The sequence below is a fragment of the Bacillus alveayuensis genome, assembly GCA_030812955.1.
Lineage (GTDB): Bacteria > Bacillota > Bacilli > Bacillales > Aeribacillaceae > Bacillus_CB > Bacillus_CB alveayuensis.
On record JAUSTR010000002.1, the window covers coordinates 20,190 to 41,441 of the forward strand.

Here is a 21,252-nt window from a genome sequence, read left to right on the forward strand (position 1 = left end):
CGATCAGTTTAATAAATAATCCTAGTATGAAAGTTAATTAAACATGATCCGATAATAAAGATGTAATTAGTTAATGGAAGGGTGGCATTAATGAGGAAACTTTTTATTTCGATACTAGTTTTCACGATTACATTTTTAAATGTTTTTACTGCTTTTGCGACTACAGAAATTAATTTAGAAAGGCAAAGCAGTCGTTATGTCGTAAATGTATTGAAAGATTTGTCTGTAAACGTAGAAGGTAATAAAATTTTGACCCTTTTAAAAAATACTCAGTGGGAAGTAGAAATACGTGGAAATGAGTATTATTTAATAGGTTCAGATTATATTCTGCCAAAGGAACATATAGAAATAATCAAAGAATTAGAAAATAGTAATGAATTAGATGAAAAAGTCCAAAAAATTGAAATGAGAACAATTGACGTTAAGGAAGAGTTACCTTTATATAGAGATGGGGAATTAAAGTCTCAAGTAGGTATTTTACATCAAAATACCGAGATTGAAGTTTTGAATGAAACAGAAGATTATTTCCAAGTATTGTTAGGGAATAAACATTTATATGTACCAAAGGAAAAAGATATTAACCATATTGTTTCGAATGAACAAAAGCAAAACGAGGCTACGATTGATGAAAAAAAAGAACAGCAAATGCAAACATCTGGAGAAAATATTCTATCTATAGAAAAAAAGAACATTACATTTTCATCTCAAGTAAAATATTTTAAGGTAATAGAAAAGAATGTAACTGTTTATGATAATAGTGATGGGCAGTTAAAACCAGTTGGATGGCTGGAACAAGGGGAAGTATATTCAATAGAAAGAATATTAGGAAATTGGATAGAAATTCAATACGGAGATAAAAAAGGCTACGTATGGAAAGAAGCGACAGAACCGTCATTGCAAGTCCCTAGAAAGATCGGAGAAACGAATTTAAATACGGATATTTATTTTAAAGCTTCACAAGATGTTCCGGTATATGATAATTCGACAGGGGCATTAATACCGTATGGAAAAATTAAAAAGGGAGTCAGCTACCCTATTATTAAGCAAACTGGGGATTGGCTAGAAATTTTGTTTGCGGGCAGAATTGGATATATATATAAAACGGGATACACAATACCGTTTACATCACAAATTAAGTATTTTAAAGTAATGAAACCAAACGTAACCGTTTATGAAAATAGTAGCGGTAAGTTACAGCCTGTCGGATGGCTGGAACAAGGGGAAGTATATTCAATAGAAAGAATATTAGGAAATTGGATAGAAATTCAATACGGAGATAAAAAAGGTTACGTATGGAAAGAAGCGACAGAACCGTCATTGCAAGTCCCTAGAAAGATCGGAGAAACGAATTTAAATACGGATATTTATTTTAAAGCTTCACAAGATGTTCCGGTATATGATAATTCGACAGGGACATTAATACCGTATGGAAAAATTAAAAAGGGAGTCAGCTACCCTATTATTAAGCAAACTGGGGATTGGCTAGAAATTTTGTTTGCGGGCAGAATTGGATATGTATATAAAACGGGTTACACAATACCGTTTACATCACAAATTAAGTATTTTAAAGTAATGCAACCAAACGTAACCGTTTATGAAAATAGTAGCGGTAAGTTACAGCCTGTCGGATGGCTGGAACAAGGGGAAGTATATTCAATAGAAAGAATATTAGGAAATTGGATAGAAATTCAATACGGAGATAAAAAAGGCTACGTATGGAAAGAAGCGACAGAACCGTCATTGCAAGTCCCTAGAAAGATCGGAGAAACGAATTTAAATACGGATATTTATTTTAAAGCTTCACAAGATGTTCCGGTATATGATAATTCGACAGGGACATTAATACCGTACGGAAAAATCAAAAAAGGAATATCATACCCCATTATCAAAAAAACAGGGAATTGGTATCAGATTCTTTATGCCTCAAGGATTGGTTATGTTTATGAAACAGGTGTTGAATTACAATTTACTGATTCAATTAAATATTTTGAAACAACACAAAACAATGTTCAAATTGTTCAAAATATAAATGGAAGCCTTGCAAAAATTGGTCTTTTAGAGAAAGGACAGCAATATGAACGATTACGAGATTTAGGAAATTGGCATGAAGTACAAGTTGGAGATAAAATTGGGTATGTATGGAAAGCAGCAACTAAACCAATTTTGTTCCCTACATATAAAAATCATCACAAAGGGACGGTTAATTCCTCTTATCAACTTGAAGTTACAGCAGATGCTACTGTTTATGATAATACAAGTGGAAAGCTTGTACCAATTGCAACATTATTGAAAGGTGCTGTTTATCCTTATTATGAAAAAATGGGGAACTGGTATAAAGTTTCTGTACTTGGGCGTGATGGATACATTTACGGAAGTGCCGTTAAGCAAGTAGTGAATGATTTAGTAAATCCAAACCAAATATATACTTATGAACAAATGGAAAAAGATATTAATGAATTGAAAAATGCTTATCCTGGATTAATTCAAACACAAATAATTGGTCAATCTGTAGATGGTAGAAATATTTACGCAATTAAACTTGGAAAAGGGAATGTAGAGATTTTCTTAAATGGAGCTCATCACGCAAGGGAATTTATTACGACTAATTTATTAATGGAAATGATTGATACATATGCACAGGCATACGTTAAAGGTACAAATATAGGGAGTTATTCTGCAAAAAATTTGTTAGATAAAACAAGTATTTGGTTTGTTCCAATGGTTAATCCTGATGGAGTAACTCTTGTACAAAAAGGACATACAAGTGCTAAAAACTCTCAGCTCGTGCTGATGTTAAATGGAAATAAAAAAGATTTTAGCGCTTGGAAAGCAAATATACGTGGTGTTGATTTAAATCGTCAATATCCTGCTGATTGGGCAAATATTAAATATAATCCTGGTAAACCTAGCTACAAAAATTATAAAGGTCCAAGACCATTAAGTGAACCAGAAGCATATGCAATCTATCAATTTACGAATCGGCACAATTTTAAGACTGCAGTTGCATATCATTCTTCTGGTGAAATATTATATTGGAATTTCCATCAAGATTCCGTACGTTATAATCGAGATCATGCAATTGCTAAAATGATTAAAAATAAAACTGGTTATCGCCTAGTTTATCCTGGTCCAAATCCTAGTGGCGGTGGGTTTACAGACTGGTTTATATCAGCCCATAAAAAGCCTGGGTTTACACCAGAAGTATCGCCGTATGTAGGGGAAAGACCTGTTCCATTGAGTAATTTCCCGAGAATTTGGCAACAAAACTATTCAATCGGTTTAATGTTGGCTGATGAAGCATATAGAAATAGAAATATTCGATAATGGAAAGTAGTAGTCTATTACTTTTAAAATCTATACCTTAATCTAGAATAGATTACCTAACTTATTTTTTTAAAAATATATATCTTTTATATTTTGAATTAAAGTAATAAAATAAAAAAGGATACCTATAATCATTAGGTATCCTTGTTTTAATTTTTGCATATTAGGTGATAGGATGTTTAAAGTAAATCATATTTTGATTCCAATATTTCTAGCTTTTTTTGTCTTTTCTTTTCAATCAAATACTTACTCTGAAAATATTCAAGAAACGGATGTAAATCAATATATTATTACGTTTTCTGACATGCCTGATAAAGGACTTTTATCGACATTGAATATTGATAAATATTTTCATTTTGACAATAAATATATAATAGTAGCTTCTTTATCAAACAATGACCTCTTGAGTCTTGTAATGAATCCTAAAGTACAATCTATTGAAAATGATAAAGTGTTTGAGATAAAGGGTTCAGTAAGTAATGAATATAGGTGGCCAATAGTAAAAATTAAAGCTGAAATAGCATGGGCAGATGGGTTAAATGGGGAAGGTCAAAATATTGCTATTTTAGATACAGGAATCAGTTTAAACCATGAAGATATAAATGTAAAAGGAGGTGTGTCTTTTGTAGATTATACTAGTTTTTATGGAGATGATAACGGTCATGGAACACATATTGCAGGCATTATTGGTGCAAAACACAATGATATTGGGATTAATGGACTTGCATCCAAGTCAAATATATATGCTGTAAAAGTGTTAGATCAAAATGGGAACGGTTATTTATCTGACATACTTGAAGGATTAAATTGGTCTATTGAAAATAACATGGACGTAATTAACTTAAGTTTTGGGACAGATCAATACTCTCCTATTCTTGAATGGATGATTGATGAGGCGTGTAAAAAAGGAATTACTGTTGTAGCTTCTGCAGGGAATGAAGGTACTGAAGATGGCAGTGGCGACTCAATGACTTACCCTGGAAAAATGGAAAAGGTGATTTCAGTTGGGGCTATTGATGAGAATTTAAGAAGAGCTTATTTTTCAGGAACAGGTCCTTCTTTAGATTTTGTAGCACCAGGAGTAAATATATATAGCCTTGGATTAAATAATGATTACCAATATATGTCTGGAACATCGATGGCTACTGCTTATGTTACAGGAATTGTTGCCTTATTAAAACAAAAATTCTCTGATTTTAATAATGATGATATTATGGATTTTTTAGGAAAATATAGTATAGATTTGGGTGTCAAAGGAAAAGATAATTTATATGGAAATGGTCTCGTACAATCTCCATACTTGTCATATCAGGTTGAAAAACGATTTAAAGTGATTGAAAATAATGTCTCGATATATGATAATAGCACGGGGGCTTTAGTAAAAATTGGGGAGCTTTCACGAGGACAAAGTTTTTCGTTATTATCAGAGACAGGGAACTGGTTAAAAATAGCGTTTGGAGATAAATTGGGGTATATATGGAAATATGCAACGGTACCAACATTAAATTATAATGATTATTCAGGACATTCTTTACACTTTTTTAAAGGTGTTACTGATTTAACAGTATATGATAACTCATCAGGCCAGCTGACCCCTATAGGGATAATTAGCAAAGGTGTTGAATATTCATATGTAAGAGATATTGGTAATTGGTATGAAATTAATTTTTTAGGAAGAAAATCTTATGTATATAAACCTGCAACTCGGAGGATCTTTACAGAGAAAGATCAATATTTTAAAGTTTTGGAAGAAAATACAACCATTTATGATAATAGTACAGGGAAGTTAATTAAAGTGGGTTCTTTATATAAAGGGCAAATTTATCACAGGATAGCAGATGTCGGGAATTGGCATAAGATTCAATATGGCGAAAAATACGGGTATGTATGGGAAGATTCTACTGAACCTGCAGAAATGATTAATACTCATGATAATAATAGTCAGAACAAATGGTTTATTGCTACAAGTGATTTAACAGTATATGATAATTCATCTGGTAATCTCGTACCTTTTGCCAAAATATTAAAAAATGTAAAGTATCCTTACGTTCGAGATGTTGGTAATTGGTACAGTGTTGTAATTAGCGGACGCTTAGGGTATGTATATAAGCCTGCAACTATACCATTTATAGAAGTTGATAACGCTTGTTATAAACCAGGTATAGAAAAACTACCAATATATCAAAATTATAATGGACAATTAGCAAACGTTGGATATTTGTTACAAAATGAAAGTTTTAAAATGATTCGAGATGTTGGTAATTGGTTGGAAATACAGTTTGGAAACGAACGTGCTTATGTATGGAAAGCTGCCACAACGAGTTGTGTTATTAACTATAATTTTAAAACCCCTTCTAAAAATCATGGTTCTTTTATAGCTCTTAAAAATTTAACTGTTTATGATAATTCTTCTGGAAAATTAAGGCCAATTGGACAAATAAATAATGGTATTAGGTATGGCTACGTTCGAGAGTATGGAGATTGGTATCAAATATTGTTATCTAATAGGATTGGGTATGTATATAAACCAGCAACGAAAAAATAATAGCTTAAAAAATCTCTTGACTTAAAATTACTAAAGGAGTAATTTTAATCAAGGGATTTTTTATATTATAAAATCGTTTTAAATGTTAAAATTTTCAAGGGTGTGATTGGTTTGTCTAAATTAAAAATTGCTAGTATTTTATTTTTTATTTCTACTCTCTTTTTGAAATTTTCTAGCATGTTCAGGGATATAGTAATTGCTCATCAGTTTGGTGCTAGTGCAGTCGTTGGAGCATATAATGCAGCGATGACAATTCCAAACACTTTTATATTATTTATGTTAACTGGTATGAAAGATGCATTTGTGCCATCGTATCTAAAGTATAATAAACAAAATCAAGGTTTTTCTCATTTAACCAATATAGTGAAAGGTACGTTTTACATTGGACTATTAATTTCAATTGTGGGTGCTCTGTTATCTCCGTTATTAATCAAAACTTTATTTCCTACGTTCTCGGATGACATTGAACAGCTTGCGATATGGACATCTATTGCATATTTTTTATCCGTTTTTTTAGTCGGTATAAATGCTGTATATGAAGGTTATTTTGATGCTAACGGGAAATACTCGTTTTCGACATTTTCGCAAACAGTTGTTGTGTTATGTACGATTGGTAGCACAACGTTTCTTAGTAAAGTCATCGGTGGCTATTCGATCGCTTTTGGATACTTAGTCGGAACAGTAATCTCTTTTCTAATTAAGCTTATTTATTTTAAACCTAAAAACTTCATTAATTGGAAACAAAAAATTGATTTAAAGGAAGTACGAACATTTTATTATATTTTTATCCCTGTCGGATTAACAATAATGGTCGGACAAATAAATTTGAATATTAGCAATTTTTTTGCTGGTATGTTTGGAGCTGATGCTATTTCATATCTAAATTATGCATTTCGTTTAGTTAGTATTCCTCAAGCTATTTTTGGAGTGACTGTAGCAACGATCATATATCCTATTATTGCTAGGGCACGTACTAATAATGATATGCCTCTTTTTAAGTCTGGATTGGAAAAAGGATTGGCAATTATGTTTCTTTTTTTGGCTCCAACTGTAGCTGGAATGATGCTAATGATGAAAGAGGTCATACAAATAGTTTATCAACGTGGAGCATTCGATTCAGCGGCAACATTAGCTACTGCAGAGGTGGCTTATTATTACATTGGCTCAGTTCTTTTTTATAGTATCCAGGTTATTATTGCAAAGGGTTTTTATACACTTGATAAGGGTAATTTGATTATGAAGATTGGAATATTATCTATAATGTTAAATATAATATTTAATTTTATATTTTCAAATTGGATCGGTTATAAAGGATTGGCATTATCCACTTCAGTTGTCGGTTTTATTTATACATTACTTGCATTTTTAATTTTAAATAAACAAATAGGCTGGCTTTCTTTAGGGAAAATTGGGAAGGAATATTTAAAGATACTATTATCATGTTTAGTGATGATAACAGTACTATTGAATATTAAAGGTTTTTTTGAGCATTTTAATGTATATTTATATTTCATGATTTTAACAATTATTGGAGCAGTCATTTATTTGGTAATGTTATTGATATTTAAAACAGAGTCTCTAAATGATATCGTTTTTAAAAAATCGGATTTAAAAAACTATTGAATCAAAATTTAAAGGGCACTTTTCTTTTTGAGTATAAAAAGATATAATAATTAACGTGTGATGATTACTAATGAAATAACATTTTATTTCATGGATGAAAATGAACTTTTTGTAAATTTGCATATAATTGATTTTAAATCATGTAGCCGTTAATTAGCTTATATATTATTTCATTTATTAATCTCCCTTTGTGAGGTGTAATGAATGTCTCCGTACATAATAACATTCCTAATTACATTTATAATAAGCGTGATATCTGTTCCATTTGTAATAAAATTTGCAAAAAAGATTGGTGCTGTGGATATTCCTAATAATCGAAAAGTTCACAATAAACCAATTCCACGAATTGGTGGGGTTTCAATATATATTGCTTTTTTAATAGGGTTTCTTTATATATCAACATTTGTAGATTTAAATTTTAGTATTATTATTGCTACAACAATAATTGTCATAACTGGTTTTGTTGATGATAAATTTCAACTTAAGCCATGGCAGAAGCTAGTCGGTCAAACATTAGCAGCTGCCATTGTTTTGGCAGACGGGCTGGCTATTGAATATATAACAGTACCTTTTTTAGAAGAGAGCATACATGTTAATATATGGATAGCGCTTTTTGTATCATTTTTTTGGATACTTGGAGTGACAAATGCTGTAAACTTGATAGATGGTCTTGATGGTTTGGCATCAGGTGTATCTATAATTGCGGCAACCTCGATTTTTATCATGGCATTGATCATGGGGGAAACACATGTTGCTTTTCTGTCGCTTGCTTTAATTGGTGCTGCACTTGGGTTTCTAATATTTAACTTTCATCCAGCCAAAATTTTTATGGGGGATACAGGATCTTTGTTGCTCGGTTTTCTACTTTCTGTTCTCTCCATTATCGGATTTAAACAAGTGACCTTCATAACTTTTATTATTCCGATCGTAATCCTTGCAGTGCCTTTAACGGATACAACTATGGCAATTATTCGTCGTAAACTACAAAACAAAAAAATTATGGATGCTGACAAAAATCACTTGCATCATCGTTTATTAGACGCTGGTTTTACTCACAGACAAGCTGTTTTGTTTATTTATTTTATTTCCGTGTTCTTTGGTGCTTCAGCCATTCTCTTATATAAAGCAAATTTATTCGCCTCGATTATCATTTTTATTTTGGTTTTACTTTTAATTGAGTTGTTAATTGAGGTTTTTGAGTTAATTGGTAAAAATTACAAACCTCTAATTAGTCTATATAATAAGCTAAATCCTAAGAAAGTAAGTATAGAAAACAACAAAAACGCTTGATGTGAATTAAGCGTTTTTGTTGTTTAAATGCAGCTTTTTAGTTATAAAGGTAAATCAACAAAAATGTGAGAGGGTTGTTATGAAAATTCACTTAATTGCAAACATGTATCCAAGCCAATCGGCTCCCAATTACGGTGTATTTGTTAAAAATACAGAGGATATTTTATTAGACGCTGGTTTTAAAGTTGACCGTACTGTACTGCTTAAAGAAAAAAATAAGGTATTAAAGCTAATAAAATATTTGATTTATTTTTTGAAAATTATCTGGAAAGGGTTAATCAAAAAGTATGATATAACGTATGTACATTATGCTTCACATAATGCGCTTCCAATTCTGTTATTAAAAAAATTGAATAAAAATCTAGTCATCTATACAAATGTTCATGGCAGTGATGTCGTACCAGAAGTGCCATCACAAGAAAAATATCAGCCTTATGTTAAAAAGCTATTAAATCATTCAAATGTAGTGATTACACCAAGTAAATATTATGAAGAACTAGTTAGAAGGAAATATAACTTAGAAAATCGCATAGAAGTCTTTCCTTCTGGAGGAGTTAATAGCAAAACTTTTTATCAGAGAGAGGATAAACAGTCTGCGCTTGAAGAGCTTAATTTAGATCGTCATTATCAATATATTGGATATGTCAGTCGACTAGATGTTGGAAAAGGGTGGGACATTTTATTAAAATCATTGAAAAAATTAAATGATGAACAATTTATAAAAAAAAATAATATAAAAGTTATTATGGTAGGAGATGGAAAAGACAAAGAAAAATTCGAAAAAATGGTATCTGAATATAAGTTAGAAAATGTAATTATTCACTTTCCTTTATTACCTCAACAAAAATTAAATGCAATATATAATGCGATTGATGTGTTTTGTTTTCCAACAACTAGAACAGGGGAAAGTTTAGGTCTTGTCGGATTAGAAGCAATGGCTTGTGGAGCACCTGTAATAGGTAGCTCTATAGGTGGCTTGCTTGATTATATTATTGATGGTACAAACGGTTTTTTGTTTCAAACTGGGTCTATAGATGATTTAGTAAATAAAATAAAGCTTTATTATTCACTTTCAGAAGATCAAAAGAGAAAAATGTGTGATGAGGCAAAACGTAAAGCAGAAGAATATAAAGTGGAAAATATAAAAGGTAAGTTAATTGAAATTTTTCAATCATAGTGGAGGTTCTTTTCATGAAAAAGGTAAAGAAAGCTGTCATTCCAGCTGCAGGTTTAGGTACACGGTTTTTGCCGGCTACAAAAGCGCAACCGAAGGAAATGTTACCGATTGTGGATAAACCAACTATTCAGTATATTATAGAAGAAGCCATCGAATCAGGTATTGAAGATATTATTATTGTAACTGGTCGTAATAAAAGAGCGATTGAAGATCACTTTGACTATTCTATAGAGCTAGAGCTGGAGTTAAGAGAGAAGGAAAAGTTCGATTTATTAGAAGAAGTACAGAAAATCTCTAATATGGTAAATATACACTATATAAGACAAAAAAAACCGTTAGGATTAGGACATGCAGTAAACTGTGCGAAAAGTTTTATTGTTAACGAGCCGTTTGCTGTTTTATTAGGCGATGATATTGTCAAAAGTGAGACACCTTGCTTAAAACAACTTATAGATATATATAACGAATATCAGTGTTCTGTAGTTGGCACAAAAAAAGTACATGAGGATGATTTGCATAAATATGGTATTATTAAGCCTAGGCCGACAAATATTAGTGATGACTTAGTCCAAGTTGTAGATATGGTAGAAAAGCCTAGAGAAAATGCTCCTTCTAATATTGCTGTAATGGGAAGATATATTTTTAATCCAGAGATCTTTGATTACCTAGAAAATTTGGATGTCGGACATGGTGGGGAAATCCAGCTTACTGATGCTATAAAGAAAATGTCACAAAATAGTAAAGTTTTAGCATATGCTTTTGAAGGAAGAAGATATGATGTTGGTGATAAGTTTGGTTTTCTAGAGGCAACAATTGATTTAGCTCTAGAACGAGAAGATTTAAGTGAACGACTAAAATATTATCTAAAAAAACTTTACAAAGAAGGGAAACTAAACTAATTATAGTTAGTGAAGGTGCACTTATTAAGGGTGTACCTTTTTTTAAATAAATATTTGTTTGTATTAATACTATATTATTAATTAGTTGCTTTGTATGCATTAAATAATAAATGGCTAACATAAGACTGAAGTTTACTTTTCAATTAGAGGTATAGTCTTATGGAATTATTTCTTAAACTATTCGTTGTGTTTTTCATTTCATTGAGCATTACACCATTTATTATAAAATTTGCATTTATTCTCGGTGCTGTTGATTCTCCTAGTAAAAGAAAAGTCCATAAAATAGCAATGCCAAGGCTGGGAGGATTGGCAATTGTTTTAGCTTTTTATGTAGGTGTTTTACTTTTTATTCCTGAAAGTATGTATTTAAAAGGTGTTCTTGTTGGTTCATTCATTATCGCCATTACTGGTTTTTTGGATGATATTTTTGAACTGAATCCAAAATGGAAGCTAATGGGTCAACTATTGGCTTCGTTTTTTGTTGTATCAAGTGGATTATATATTAAATTCATGCATATTCCCTTTTTGGGTCAAGTAAATATCGGTTGGTGGGGAATCCCGATCACTTTTATATGGATCCTTGTTGTAACGAATTCCATTAATTTAATTGATGGATTAGACGGTTTAGCGGCAGGGATTTCGATAATTGTTTTATCAACCATTGTGTACTTAAGCCTGCCTGGTCAAAATTTTGTAGTGCAGATGTCCTTAATCATGATTTTTGCTATTTTAGGATTTTTAATATACAATTTTTATCCAGCAAAGGTTTTTATGGGGGATATAGGCTCACTATTTTTGGGTTTTATCATTTCTGTCTTATCTCTTTTGGAATTTAAAAATGTTACTCTTTTATCATTACTAGTTCCTGCATTAATCCTTGGTGTACCACTATCGGATACTTTTTTTGCGATCGTAAGAAGAGTCATAAATAAAAAGTCGATCTCTTCGGCAGATAAGTCCCATTTACATCATAATATTTTAAAATTAGGTTTTACACATTTACAAACAGTTCTAATTATTTATTTAATAAGTATTCTGTTTAGTTTATCAGCCATTATTTTCTCAAGAAGCACTGTGTGGATATCAATTATTATTATTTTTTGTATGTTGTTCTTTATAGAGGTAATGGGAGAAATATTAGAATTGTTTGGGAAAAACTACAAGCCATTAACTAAATTATTTATAAAAATATCTGCATATGTTTACAAAAGGGACCAAAATCAATGATTGATTGCTAACATTAATTCTATGGTTTTTAGGTATAAAGTAATGTTCAAATGGTTCATCACAAATTATAGGCTGACTATATCAAATACATAAAGTAGTCAGCCTCCAAGATATAATTCGGTTATATGTCAAGATGCTGCTTCAGTTCATCAGAAATTTCTTCAATTGATTCTTGTTCAAGTTCATAGTAATAAACACCATTAATGGTTTTATTGTACCCATTTAAAGATAATGATTCTATACTATTAATCGATCCCGAATACTTTTGTAAAGCAAGGATATTTCCAATGCTAAAATTCGTTGTTAAATTTTTCCCAATTGTGTCGATAATATCATCATATTTCGTAATCGCTGCAAATGAGCTGCTTTTTTCGATAATCGCTTTAATGACTTCTTGCTGTCTTTGACCTCTTCCAATATCGCCTAAAGGATCCTTTTTACGCATCCTTACATAAGCAAGAGCTTCTTCACCGTTTAAAGTTTGAATCCCTTCCTTGATGTGGATGGCGTCTTTGCGCCCTTGACTATCTTGTTCTGTGAATTCTCTTTCGCTGTTTACTTCAACACCACCAAGGGCATCTACAATATCAATAAAGGCATTAAAGTTTAATTCAACATAGTAATCTACCGGAATGTCAAAAAGGTCTTCAACTGTTTCAACTGTTAGGTCTTTTCCACCATATGAGTGAGCATGGTTAATTTTGTTTTTTCCGTGATCAGGAATTTTCACTCGTGAATCACGAGGGATACTCACCATTTTAATCGATCGGTCATCTTTATTAAATGTGGCTAAAATAAGAGCATCCGATCTGCTGTTCTTTTCGCCTGGACGAGCATCGACCCCGATGAATAATACAGAAAAATGATCTTTTGCTGGGTCAATCGGCTTTGTTCTAAGTTCTGATTTGCTGCCTCGATTCAGCTCTTCTTGTGATTGAAAAGAAGCATTTGCAACTTTATACGTTAAATAAGCACCATATCCTCCAGCAAACAATAAAAGAACTAGAAAAAGACATCCAATGGTACGTAATTTTTTTCGTTTCTTCTTTTTCTTTAATGTAGTTCGATTCATAGAAAATCTCCTTAACTAAATGTTATTTCTTTCTCCAAATACTCCACTTCACCTTCTGTCATGCCGCATTTTCCGTTTGTTAGTTCTGTCATCCATTCCTTGAAGGCTTCTTTCTTTTCTTCTTCGACGTAAGTTTCGATGAGAACATCGTCTAAGTAGTGGATTTCTTTTAGTTTGTATTCGGAGTGGCGAAGTTCGTTTTCGACTTTGCCAAGCCATGTATAATCGATTTTTGTTTTTAAAATTCGCATCAATTTTCGTTCGACAACACCTGTGTGGTTGATACCTTCTGATACCGCTTTGCCGTAAGCGCGGATAAGTCCCCCCGCACCGAGTTTAATGCCGCCGAAATATCTAGTGACGACAGCGACTGTATCTTTTAATTGGCGTTTTTTTAATACTTCCAGCATCGGAACGCCGGCTGTACCGCTCGGTTCCCCATCGTCATTTGCTTTTTGGATTTGGTCATGTTCCCCGATTAAATAGGCCGAGCAATTATGGGTAGCATTCCAATGCATTTTTTTAATTTTATTGATAAAGTCTTGGGCTTCCTCTTCGGTTTTGGCACGATTGATGTAGCAAATAAAGCGCGATTTCTGGATGACAATTTCATGCTCTCCAAATCCTTTTACGGTATAATAATGGGAAAGCATACTTGTCCACCTCCCTAAGCGGATTTGACAAGGTGTTTTAACTTTTTGATCCTACAAAAAAATCACTACATTCTTCTATTATAAAACGACAAATTTTTCACTTCAATTAAGAATCCTATAAAGTTTTGTTACAAAATTCATGAATTGGGGGATTAATAAATGGACTCCAAAAATTTTGACGCAAAAATATTAGATCGAATATTAGAGAAAATGATTCGAACGGTGCAAACTAGTAAAGATGAGATTTTTAAAATCGGTGAAAGCTCACGTCAAGAATATGACATTATTGTGCAGGAATTAAAGCTTATTAAAGAGCAAGTGAATACGGTGATTGAAAAAAGTGACAAATTGGCTGTGCAATCCAAATATGCTCGGCAGCGCTTAGTGGAGGTGAGCAAAAACTTTCAAAATTTCTCTGAAGAAGATATTCGCACGGCTTATGAAAGAGCCCATTCATTGCAAATGGAGCTTACGATGCTAAAGGAAAAAGAAAAGCAGCTTCGTGATCGCCGTGATGAATTAGAACGGAGACTTCTGAACTTAAAGGAAATGATGGAACGGGCCGATCATTTAGTTGGACAAATTAACGTTGTCTTGCATTATTTAGACCAAGATTTGCGCAAAATGGGCGATATTTTAGAAGATGCTCGGCAAAAACAGCTTTTTGGCTTGAGAATTATTGAAGCACAAGAAGAAGAAAGAAAGAGGTTATCGAGAGAAATTCATGACGGCCCAGCTCAGCTGCTCGCAAATGTCCTAATGCGTTCCGATTTAATCGATCGGGTGTTCCGCCAGCGAGGTGCAGAGGAGGGGGTTAAAGAAGTAAAAAATTTGCGTGAAATGGTTCGCAGCGCTTTGTATGAAGTTCGTCGCATTATTTATGATTTACGTCCAATGGCTTTAGATGATTTAGGATTAATTCCAACCCTCAGAAAATATTTGGCAACGATCGAAGAATATAATGGGCGAACAAAAATTTCCTTCACAAGCATCGGTACTTCAGAAGAAAACCGGCTGCCGGCTCGATTTGAAGTCGCTTTATTCCGGTTAGTACAGGAGGCTGTTACGAATGCTTTGAAGCATTCAGATGGAGATAAGGTTGATGTGAAAGTTGAAGTAAGGAAGGATCAAATTAATCTTCTTATCAGAGATAACGGGAAAGGGTTTGATCCTCATCAAATTGACAATGAAAATAAGCATTCGTTCGGTTTAATGGGAATGAAAGAGCGAGTTGATTTATTAGATGGGAAATTAGTCATTCATTCAAAGCAGGGACAAGGCACTAGTATTATGATACAAGTCCCGATCAATATGCAAAAAAGCGAAAAAAGGCATATTGACTCACATATGTCTAATTAGCCTACAATGGATGATGGGGAGGCATAAACATGGCGAAAAAAACGAAGATTGTCATCATAGATGATCATCAATTGTTCCGCGAAGGAGTTAAGCGGATTTTAGACTTTGAACCGAATTTTGAAGTGGTCGCAGAAGCAGAAGATGGAACAGAAGCTCTAACCGTTGTAAAAGAGCATCAGCCGGATGTCGTCATTATGGATATTAATATGCCACAAATTAATGGTGTTGAGGCAACGAAGAGGTTAGTTGAAGCGCATCCCGAAACGAAGGTGATTATTTTATCCATACATGATGATGAAAATTATGTCACACACGCCTTAAAAACGGGTGCCTGCGGTTACTTATTAAAGGAAATGGATGCAGATACGCTCATTGAAGCGGTTAAAGTTGTGGCAGAAGGAGGGGCTTACTTACATCCAAAGGTTACCCATAATTTAGTGAATGAGTTTCGTCGTCTTGCCTTAAGCGGACAAGTCGAGCATGTTGGACAAGTAAAACCGGAAGTGCGCCGCCCTTTACATATTTTAACGCGTCGAGAATGTGAAGTGCTGCAAATGCTAGCAGATGGAAAAAGCAACAGAGCCATTGGGGAAGCCTTATTTATTAGTGAAAAGACCGTGAAAAACCATGTCAGCAACATCCTGCAAAAAATGAATGTGAATGATCGGACCCAAGCAGTAGTTGTGGCCATTAAAAACGGCTGGGTAGAGGTTCGATAAAGGAAGAACAGGTTAAGGTTAAACAGGCCTTAACCTCTTTAAAACTGCCTGCAATCGCCTTTATTCTTTATTTCTTCAACCGTATCTTGCTTCATTACTGTTCTAAGGTAAATCCCTCTTTACGTGGCTTGTTCCACGATACATGAGTTCACCATTCAGGTAGAAAATTTCCTTATTGCATACTTTGTATCAAACTGGAAGAGGTTAAGGTCAAAAACACCTTAACCTTTTTATTATCATATCAGAATTTATATCATGATAACGAAGGAATAAATCCTTTTATATAGTAATGGATGTCTAGCGAAAGCCGCCCAGCGACTAGTGAACTTCCCTCTCCTCCTTCCGATAAGTCAACATCGACGCTTTCGCTCTTCGTGTTTCCTTTATCTCATGCGGAGCGGTCCAGTTCATACGTCGCTTAAGCGGGGCGCTTTCGCTCTTCTTATCATTACAGAAATGATAATATTGAATACTTGATGATAGAAGATTAGCAAGTACGGGTTGAAATGAAAGTAGTATCAGAATATGTCGTATTATAGGGAAAAAGTAATACCAAAAAAACGTGAATTTTGTAGAATTTTGTAATATTTTGTGGTATCTTAGATACAAATAAAAGTAATAAAGCTTATACAGACACTAGGAAATGAGACTGAACTGGGTCGTGAGGGGGAAGCCGATTCAGGAGGACAGACTGGAAATGATGAAAATCATGATTCTAGAGACGGATGGATCATACATTAGTCGGAACCACCAAGTCTATCACACCATTCTGCGGCTTTCTTCTTTAAAGGAATTAAGGATTAAGTAAGTATGAGGGATTCGTTCAAAACGATTCATGAACACGAGACAATTAGTTTAAAAATAGTGTCATAAAAAATGGTAAGTTCATCGATTAGTTAACAGCATCTGCTTACAAAAATATATTTTTATCATATGTGTACAAATGCTGCCGTCCTACATCTTTTGTGGAAAAAAATGTTCTCACTTATGTTTAGACAAATATAGGTTTATTCGCATCCTTTTTTATGGGGGGTCACAAGAAAAAAGCTCTAGATAGAAGACTAGAGCTTATACGAAAAGTTATTTACCAATAAACGATTTCTTTTCGAGGGGGGAAGGGCATGGCTTTATTTTGGCGCAATCATCATTACTCACCAATGGATTCGGATGTATATATTGATCCTAAAGAGCATGGAAAATTACCTTACGATACCCTTCAATTAATTTTAAAAAGCTATCAAAATGCTTCATATGTTTTAAATCGAAAAGGAAATATTATTGCCTTTAATCAAAGGCTAGTCGATTTTTTACATTATAAACCGAAGGAATTTTTTACTTGTTTCTCTAAGCTAGTCGTAGAGTCTGATGTACAGCAGGTAGAAAAATATTTTGAAAAAGCTATGGAAGGTGAATTGCAAAGCTTCCGTGCGGCATTAAAAAAGAAAGACGGTGAAACCGTAAACATTCAAATGCTAGAAATTCCGATCATGTTAAATGATGAAAGTGCTATATTGACGGTTTTGAAAGAAGAAGACGAAGCTCTCGAGGGATTTAATATTACTCAAGAATTAGTGCAGGAGTTTGATCACCTGCAAAAGCTTGGCCATTTTGGTCTAGTTGAATTTGATCCATTAAAGGATGAATATTATTGGTCTGACTACATCTATCATCTTTTAGGAATCAATTCAAATGATCCCCAGCCAAAACTAACTCTTCCATTGTTTTTAAAGTTTATCCATCCTGAAGATCGCTCAACATTTAAACAACTGTTGGAAGGGTTAGTAGAAAAGGGAGAATCTTTTTCCTTAACGTTTCGCATAATTAGAAGAGATGGAACGGAAAGAATTATTCATGGACAGGCTGTTTCAAAGGAGTCTGTAAACGGAAAGCCTTCGAAATTGCTTGGCATTTTCGTTGATATAACCGAAAAAAAAGAAGCGGAAAAAAGGTTAATTGAACTGACAAATCGCTTTCTTTCTATTGCTAACGAGATCGATGCCGTTATTTGGTCGTTAGATCCGATTTGTAATAAAGTTTTATATTGTTCAAATTCTGTAAAAAAAATATTAGGGGTTGACGTCGACTTTTTCATGAAGGTTCCGTCCTATTGGAAAATATGTTTTCATCCAGAAGATATGGATAAATTAGAAAATGCCTTAAACCTTTTAAAAGAAGGAACCCCTCTTATTGATGAATACCGAATGATACGCCCCGATGGGGAAGTGATTTGGACGAAGGTGCAAATGATCCCAACGATAAATGAATTCGGTGAGATGACTCGTCTTGATAGCATGATTATCGATATTACCGAAGCGAAACAGTATGAATTAAAGCTTCAACAGATGGCGAATTATGATCCGCTTACCTCGTTACCGAACGGATATAGTTTATCAAACGATTTCCCTAAATGGATTGATTCGGCTCATTTGCATGAAGAGATGTTTGCTGTTTTTTCTATTGGTATCGATCGAATTAAAAAAATAAACAATACGTTAGGACATTTAGCAGGGGATGCAGTCATTAAGCAAACGGCTGAAAGAATTCAAAAAATTGTTTGCGACTATGGATCAATTTATCGCATTGGCGGTGATGAATTTATCGCCCTTGTAAAAATTGACCAAGACATTGAGTCATATATCCAGTTGGCGCAAGATATACTCGATTATGTTGAAGCCCCACTAGAAATTGACCAATATGAAGTGTATGTGACAACAAGTATTGGCATTAGCTTTTATCCGACAGAGGGTATTACGAGTGATACTTTGCTGCAGAGTGCAAATGCAGCACTATATCGGGCGAAAAAGCTAGGGAAAAACAATTATCAAATTTATACAAAGTCTATGAATATTATGACTCTTAAAGACTACTACATTGAAAAAGAGCTTAGAAAAGCTTTAGAAAATCACCAGCTTTATATGGAATACCAGCCAAGAATTGATGTGAAAGCGAAGCAAGTCATTGGTGCTGAAGCGCTTTTAAGATGGAAGCATCCTGAATGGGGTGATGTTTCGCCAGCTGACTTTATTCCGCTAGCTGAAGAAGAAGAATTAATCAACCAAATTAGTGATTGGGTATTGGAAAGCGTTTGTTCACAAATTCGAAAGTGGATGGATGATGGACTCCAATTTCAATTTATTTCCGTCAACATTTCTCCGAAAAGGCTCTTGAAAAAAGACTTTTATGACTTTTTAGTGAAAACGACGACAGAGAAAAAAATTCCTCCGAATTTATTAGAAATTGAGATCACTGAGAGTTCTTTATTAATCATGGATGATTATGTACAAGAGCAAATCATTAAGATTCGAGATTTAGGAGTTAGAATTGCATTAGACGATTTTGGAACAAGCTATACATCGATCAATAATATTAAAAATTTTCCTATCGATGTTTTAAAAATTGACAAATCCTTTATTCAGAACATTGATAAGGACCATACGGACCGGATTATTACGCAATCATTAATTCAAATGGCTAAAGGATTAAATTTGCGGGTTGTAGCTGAAGGGGTTGAGACACAAGTACAATTAAATTATTTAGAAAACTACCAATGCGACGAAATTCAAGGATTTTTATATAGCCCCTCTGTTACAGATCAAAAAATAGAGCAGCTATTTGTTAAACGAAATATGACACCGCAGCAGTCTGAACCATTAAAAACAAGTGAAAAAAGAAAATATTTTCGAATTGAGTTTCCGAATCCATTGCTTTCAAATATTACCATTACATCCATTCAAAACAAACAAATCAAGATCGGTAAAACAGAGGTTGCGGTCTTAAACATTGGTGGTGGTGGATTAGCCTTTGCTTCCCATTTAAGACTTCCAAGTAATGATAAAATTGTTTATCAATTCGAAACAGAATTAATGGGTGAAAAATTGATCTTACAAGGAAACATTGTATGGGGGAAAGAGGTAAAGTCCAATATTTATCAATACGGCTTAAAGTTCATTATTGCAGAGCACGAAAGGGAAAAGCTGATTTCTTTATTGAATACCGTTCAAATTTACCTTCGCAATAAAAGAATCGTCCGTGGTGCAAATTTTATTTCTGATGATCCGATTCAATTTATTGAAAGGACATTTTTATAAACATACCTACTGTGAAATAGTTAATGAAATTTCAGTTATTTTCTTATACAATAATGAGAGCTAAACAATTTATTTGTATAAGGTAGGTATTATACAATGAAAACTGCTATTTTAACGGATAGTACAGCTTATATCCCGAAGGAAGTTCGAGAAAAGCTTCAAATAAAGATGATTCCTTTAAGTGTCATTTTTGGCCAAGAATCTTACCGCGAAGAAATCGATATGACGGCAGAACAATTTTGGAAGGAAATCAAAGAGCGTGAAGATTTGCCGACAACCTCCCAACCGCCAATCGGTGAATTTGTGAACATGTATGAGGAGTTAGCGAAAGAATATGATGCGGTGATCAGTATTCACCTTTCAAGTGGAATTAGCGGAACATTTAATGGTGCTGTAACAGCCGGTCAAATGGTAGAAGGAATAAAGGTTTATCCATATGATTCCGAAATCAGTTGTATGGCGCAAGGATTTTATGCGATAGAAGCAGCCGAATTGATAAAGGAAGAAAAGTCGCCTGAAGAAATTCTTAAGCGATTAGATGAAATGAAACAATCTCTTCGTGCATACTTCATGGTCGATGATCTTTCCCACTTAAAACGTGGGGGGCGATTAAGCGGGGCACAAGCGTTTGTTGGAAGCTTGCTGCAAATAAAGCCTGTTTTACATTTTGTTGATAAAGTCATTGTACCGTATGAAAAAATTCGTACTCGTAAAAAAGCATTGAAGAGAATTTATGAGTTATTTGATGAAGTAGCAAGCCAAAATGTACCGCTTCGGGCAACGATCATTCATGCCAATCGACCAGATGAAGCCGAAAAAATGAAACAAGAGCTTGCACAAAAATATCCGCACGTGGAGTTTTATATTAGCTACTTTGGACCGGTCATTGGAACACACCTTGGGGAAGGCGCCATTGGCCTCGGCTGGTATAAGAAATAAGAACAAAGGCGCAGGGCGTTGGCGAAGCGGCTTACAAATTGGGTCATTTCAGCAGGAGATAAAGGAAACACGAAAGCGATAGCGAGTCGATGTTAACTGATCGTACGGATGAAATGGGAAATTTGCTAGCCGCTAACGCCCGGAGCTAGACGTTACTTCAAAAGATCAAGTGACCCACAAGTATCAATTTTATCATTTCCTAAACAATGAAAATCGCAGTTAAAAAGCTGCGATTTTTTCATTTTCGCCCTTTGCACGATTTCTTTTCATACGAGAAGATAGGATAGGAGTGTATTTGTATAAAAAGCTGACCATTAGTTTTTAAATTTTGTTGTTT

13 protein-coding genes are annotated in these 21,252 nt (G+C 33.7%); 11 read left to right on the forward strand and 2 right to left on the reverse strand.

Features of this window, described 5'->3' with window-relative positions:
* Positions 1-90: 90 nt before the first annotated feature.
* The 7 genes from J2S06_RS04870 (at position 91) to J2S06_RS04900 (ending at position 12,085) form a co-directional block, all read left to right on the forward strand.
* The gene (locus tag J2S06_RS04870) at positions 91-3,324 is read left to right on the forward strand and encodes a M14 family zinc carboxypeptidase (RefSeq protein ID WP_419151481.1); all 3,234 of its coding nucleotides are present in this window, start codon (positions 91-93) and stop codon (positions 3,322-3,324) included.
* 175 nt (positions 3,325-3,499) lie between these two features.
* On the forward strand, positions 3,500-5,869 hold the full coding sequence (locus J2S06_RS04875) for a S8 family serine peptidase (protein WP_419151482.1): 2,370 nt from the start codon (positions 3,500-3,502) through the stop codon (positions 5,867-5,869).
* A 111-nt stretch (positions 5,870-5,980) separates the two neighbouring features.
* Positions 5,981-7,492, forward strand: a complete 1,512-nt coding sequence (gene murJ / locus J2S06_RS04880; protein ID WP_419151483.1) for a murein biosynthesis integral membrane protein MurJ — start codon at positions 5,981-5,983, stop codon at positions 7,490-7,492.
* Positions 7,493-7,696: 204 nt separating this feature from the next.
* Positions 7,697-8,782, forward strand: a complete 1,086-nt coding sequence (locus J2S06_RS04885; RefSeq protein ID WP_419151484.1) for an MraY family glycosyltransferase — start codon at positions 7,697-7,699, stop codon at positions 8,780-8,782.
* Positions 8,783-8,861: 79 nt separating this feature from the next.
* Positions 8,862-9,959, forward strand: coding sequence for a glycosyltransferase (locus J2S06_RS04890; RefSeq protein ID WP_419151485.1), 1,098 nt, complete (start codon positions 8,862-8,864; stop codon positions 9,957-9,959).
* Between the two features lie 14 nt (positions 9,960-9,973).
* A complete protein-coding gene (gene galU / locus J2S06_RS04895) occupies positions 9,974-10,858 on the forward strand; it encodes a UTP--glucose-1-phosphate uridylyltransferase GalU (RefSeq protein ID WP_419151486.1) in 885 nt (294 codons plus the stop codon).
* Between the two features lie 159 nt (positions 10,859-11,017).
* Complete coding sequence (locus tag J2S06_RS04900; protein ID WP_419151487.1) at positions 11,018-12,085, forward strand: glycosyltransferase family 4 protein; 1,068 nt, start codon at positions 11,018-11,020, stop codon at positions 12,083-12,085.
* 121 nt (positions 12,086-12,206) lie between these two features.
* On the opposite strand, the gene J2S06_RS04905 is transcribed toward J2S06_RS04900, so the two are convergent.
* Complete coding sequence (locus J2S06_RS04905) at positions 12,207-13,157, reverse strand: LCP family protein (protein ID WP_419151488.1); 951 nt, start codon at positions 13,155-13,157, stop codon at positions 12,207-12,209.
* Positions 13,158-13,168: 11 nt separating this feature from the next.
* Complete coding sequence (locus J2S06_RS04910; RefSeq protein ID WP_419151489.1) at positions 13,169-13,810, reverse strand: YigZ family protein; 642 nt, start codon at positions 13,808-13,810, stop codon at positions 13,169-13,171.
* A gap of 159 nt (positions 13,811-13,969) precedes the next feature.
* Between J2S06_RS04910 and J2S06_RS04915 the strand changes: the two genes are divergently transcribed.
* The 4 genes from J2S06_RS04915 to J2S06_RS04930 all read left to right on the forward strand — a co-directional run bounded on the left by J2S06_RS04915 (position 13,970) and on the right by J2S06_RS04930 (position 20,915).
* The gene (locus J2S06_RS04915) at positions 13,970-15,169 is read left to right on the forward strand and encodes a sensor histidine kinase (RefSeq protein WP_419151490.1); all 1,200 of its coding nucleotides are present in this window, start codon (positions 13,970-13,972) and stop codon (positions 15,167-15,169) included.
* Positions 15,170-15,198: 29 nt separating this feature from the next.
* Positions 15,199-15,888, forward strand: a complete 690-nt coding sequence (locus J2S06_RS04920; protein ID WP_419151491.1) for a response regulator — start codon at positions 15,199-15,201, stop codon at positions 15,886-15,888.
* Between the two features lie 1,121 nt (positions 15,889-17,009).
* Positions 17,010-19,976: an EAL domain-containing protein gene (locus J2S06_RS04925; protein ID WP_419151492.1), complete on the forward strand. Its 2,967-nt coding sequence runs from the start codon at positions 17,010-17,012 to the stop codon at positions 19,974-19,976.
* 96 nt (positions 19,977-20,072) lie between these two features.
* Positions 20,073-20,915 carry a DegV family protein gene (locus tag J2S06_RS04930; RefSeq protein WP_419151493.1) on the forward strand — a complete coding sequence of 281 codons (843 nt, stop codon included), beginning with the start codon at positions 20,073-20,075 and terminating at the stop codon, positions 20,913-20,915.
* Positions 20,916-21,252 lie beyond the last annotated feature (337 nt).

Excerpts from the sequence above, each read along its gene's own strand:
- J2S06_RS04925 (WP_419151492.1), top strand. The coding sequence starts at position 17,010 with ATGGCTTTATTTTGGCGCAATCATCATTACTCACCAATGGATTCGGAT.
- galU (WP_419151486.1), top strand. The coding sequence starts at position 9,974 with ATGAAAAAGGTAAAGAAAGCTGTCATTCCAGCTGCAGGTTTAGGTACA.
- J2S06_RS04870 (WP_419151481.1), top strand. The coding sequence starts at position 91 with ATGAGGAAACTTTTTATTTCGATACTAGTTTTCACGATTACATTTTTA.
- J2S06_RS04900 (WP_419151487.1), top strand. The coding sequence starts at position 11,018 with ATGGAATTATTTCTTAAACTATTCGTTGTGTTTTTCATTTCATTGAGC.
- J2S06_RS04920 (WP_419151491.1), top strand. The coding sequence starts at position 15,199 with ATGGCGAAAAAAACGAAGATTGTCATCATAGATGATCATCAATTGTTC.
- J2S06_RS04930 (WP_419151493.1), top strand. The coding sequence starts at position 20,073 with ATGAAAACTGCTATTTTAACGGATAGTACAGCTTATATCCCGAAGGAA.
- J2S06_RS04905 (WP_419151488.1), bottom strand. The coding sequence starts at position 13,157 with ATGAATCGAACTACATTAAAGAAAAAGAAGAAACGAAAAAAATTACGT.
- J2S06_RS04910 (WP_419151489.1), bottom strand. The coding sequence starts at position 13,810 with ATGCTTTCCCATTATTATACCGTAAAAGGATTTGGAGAGCATGAAATT.
- J2S06_RS04885 (WP_419151484.1), top strand. The coding sequence starts at position 7,697 with ATGTCTCCGTACATAATAACATTCCTAATTACATTTATAATAAGCGTG.
- J2S06_RS04875 (WP_419151482.1), top strand. The coding sequence starts at position 3,500 with ATGTTTAAAGTAAATCATATTTTGATTCCAATATTTCTAGCTTTTTTT.
- J2S06_RS04890 (WP_419151485.1), top strand. The coding sequence starts at position 8,862 with ATGAAAATTCACTTAATTGCAAACATGTATCCAAGCCAATCGGCTCCC.
- J2S06_RS04915 (WP_419151490.1), top strand. The coding sequence starts at position 13,970 with ATGGACTCCAAAAATTTTGACGCAAAAATATTAGATCGAATATTAGAG.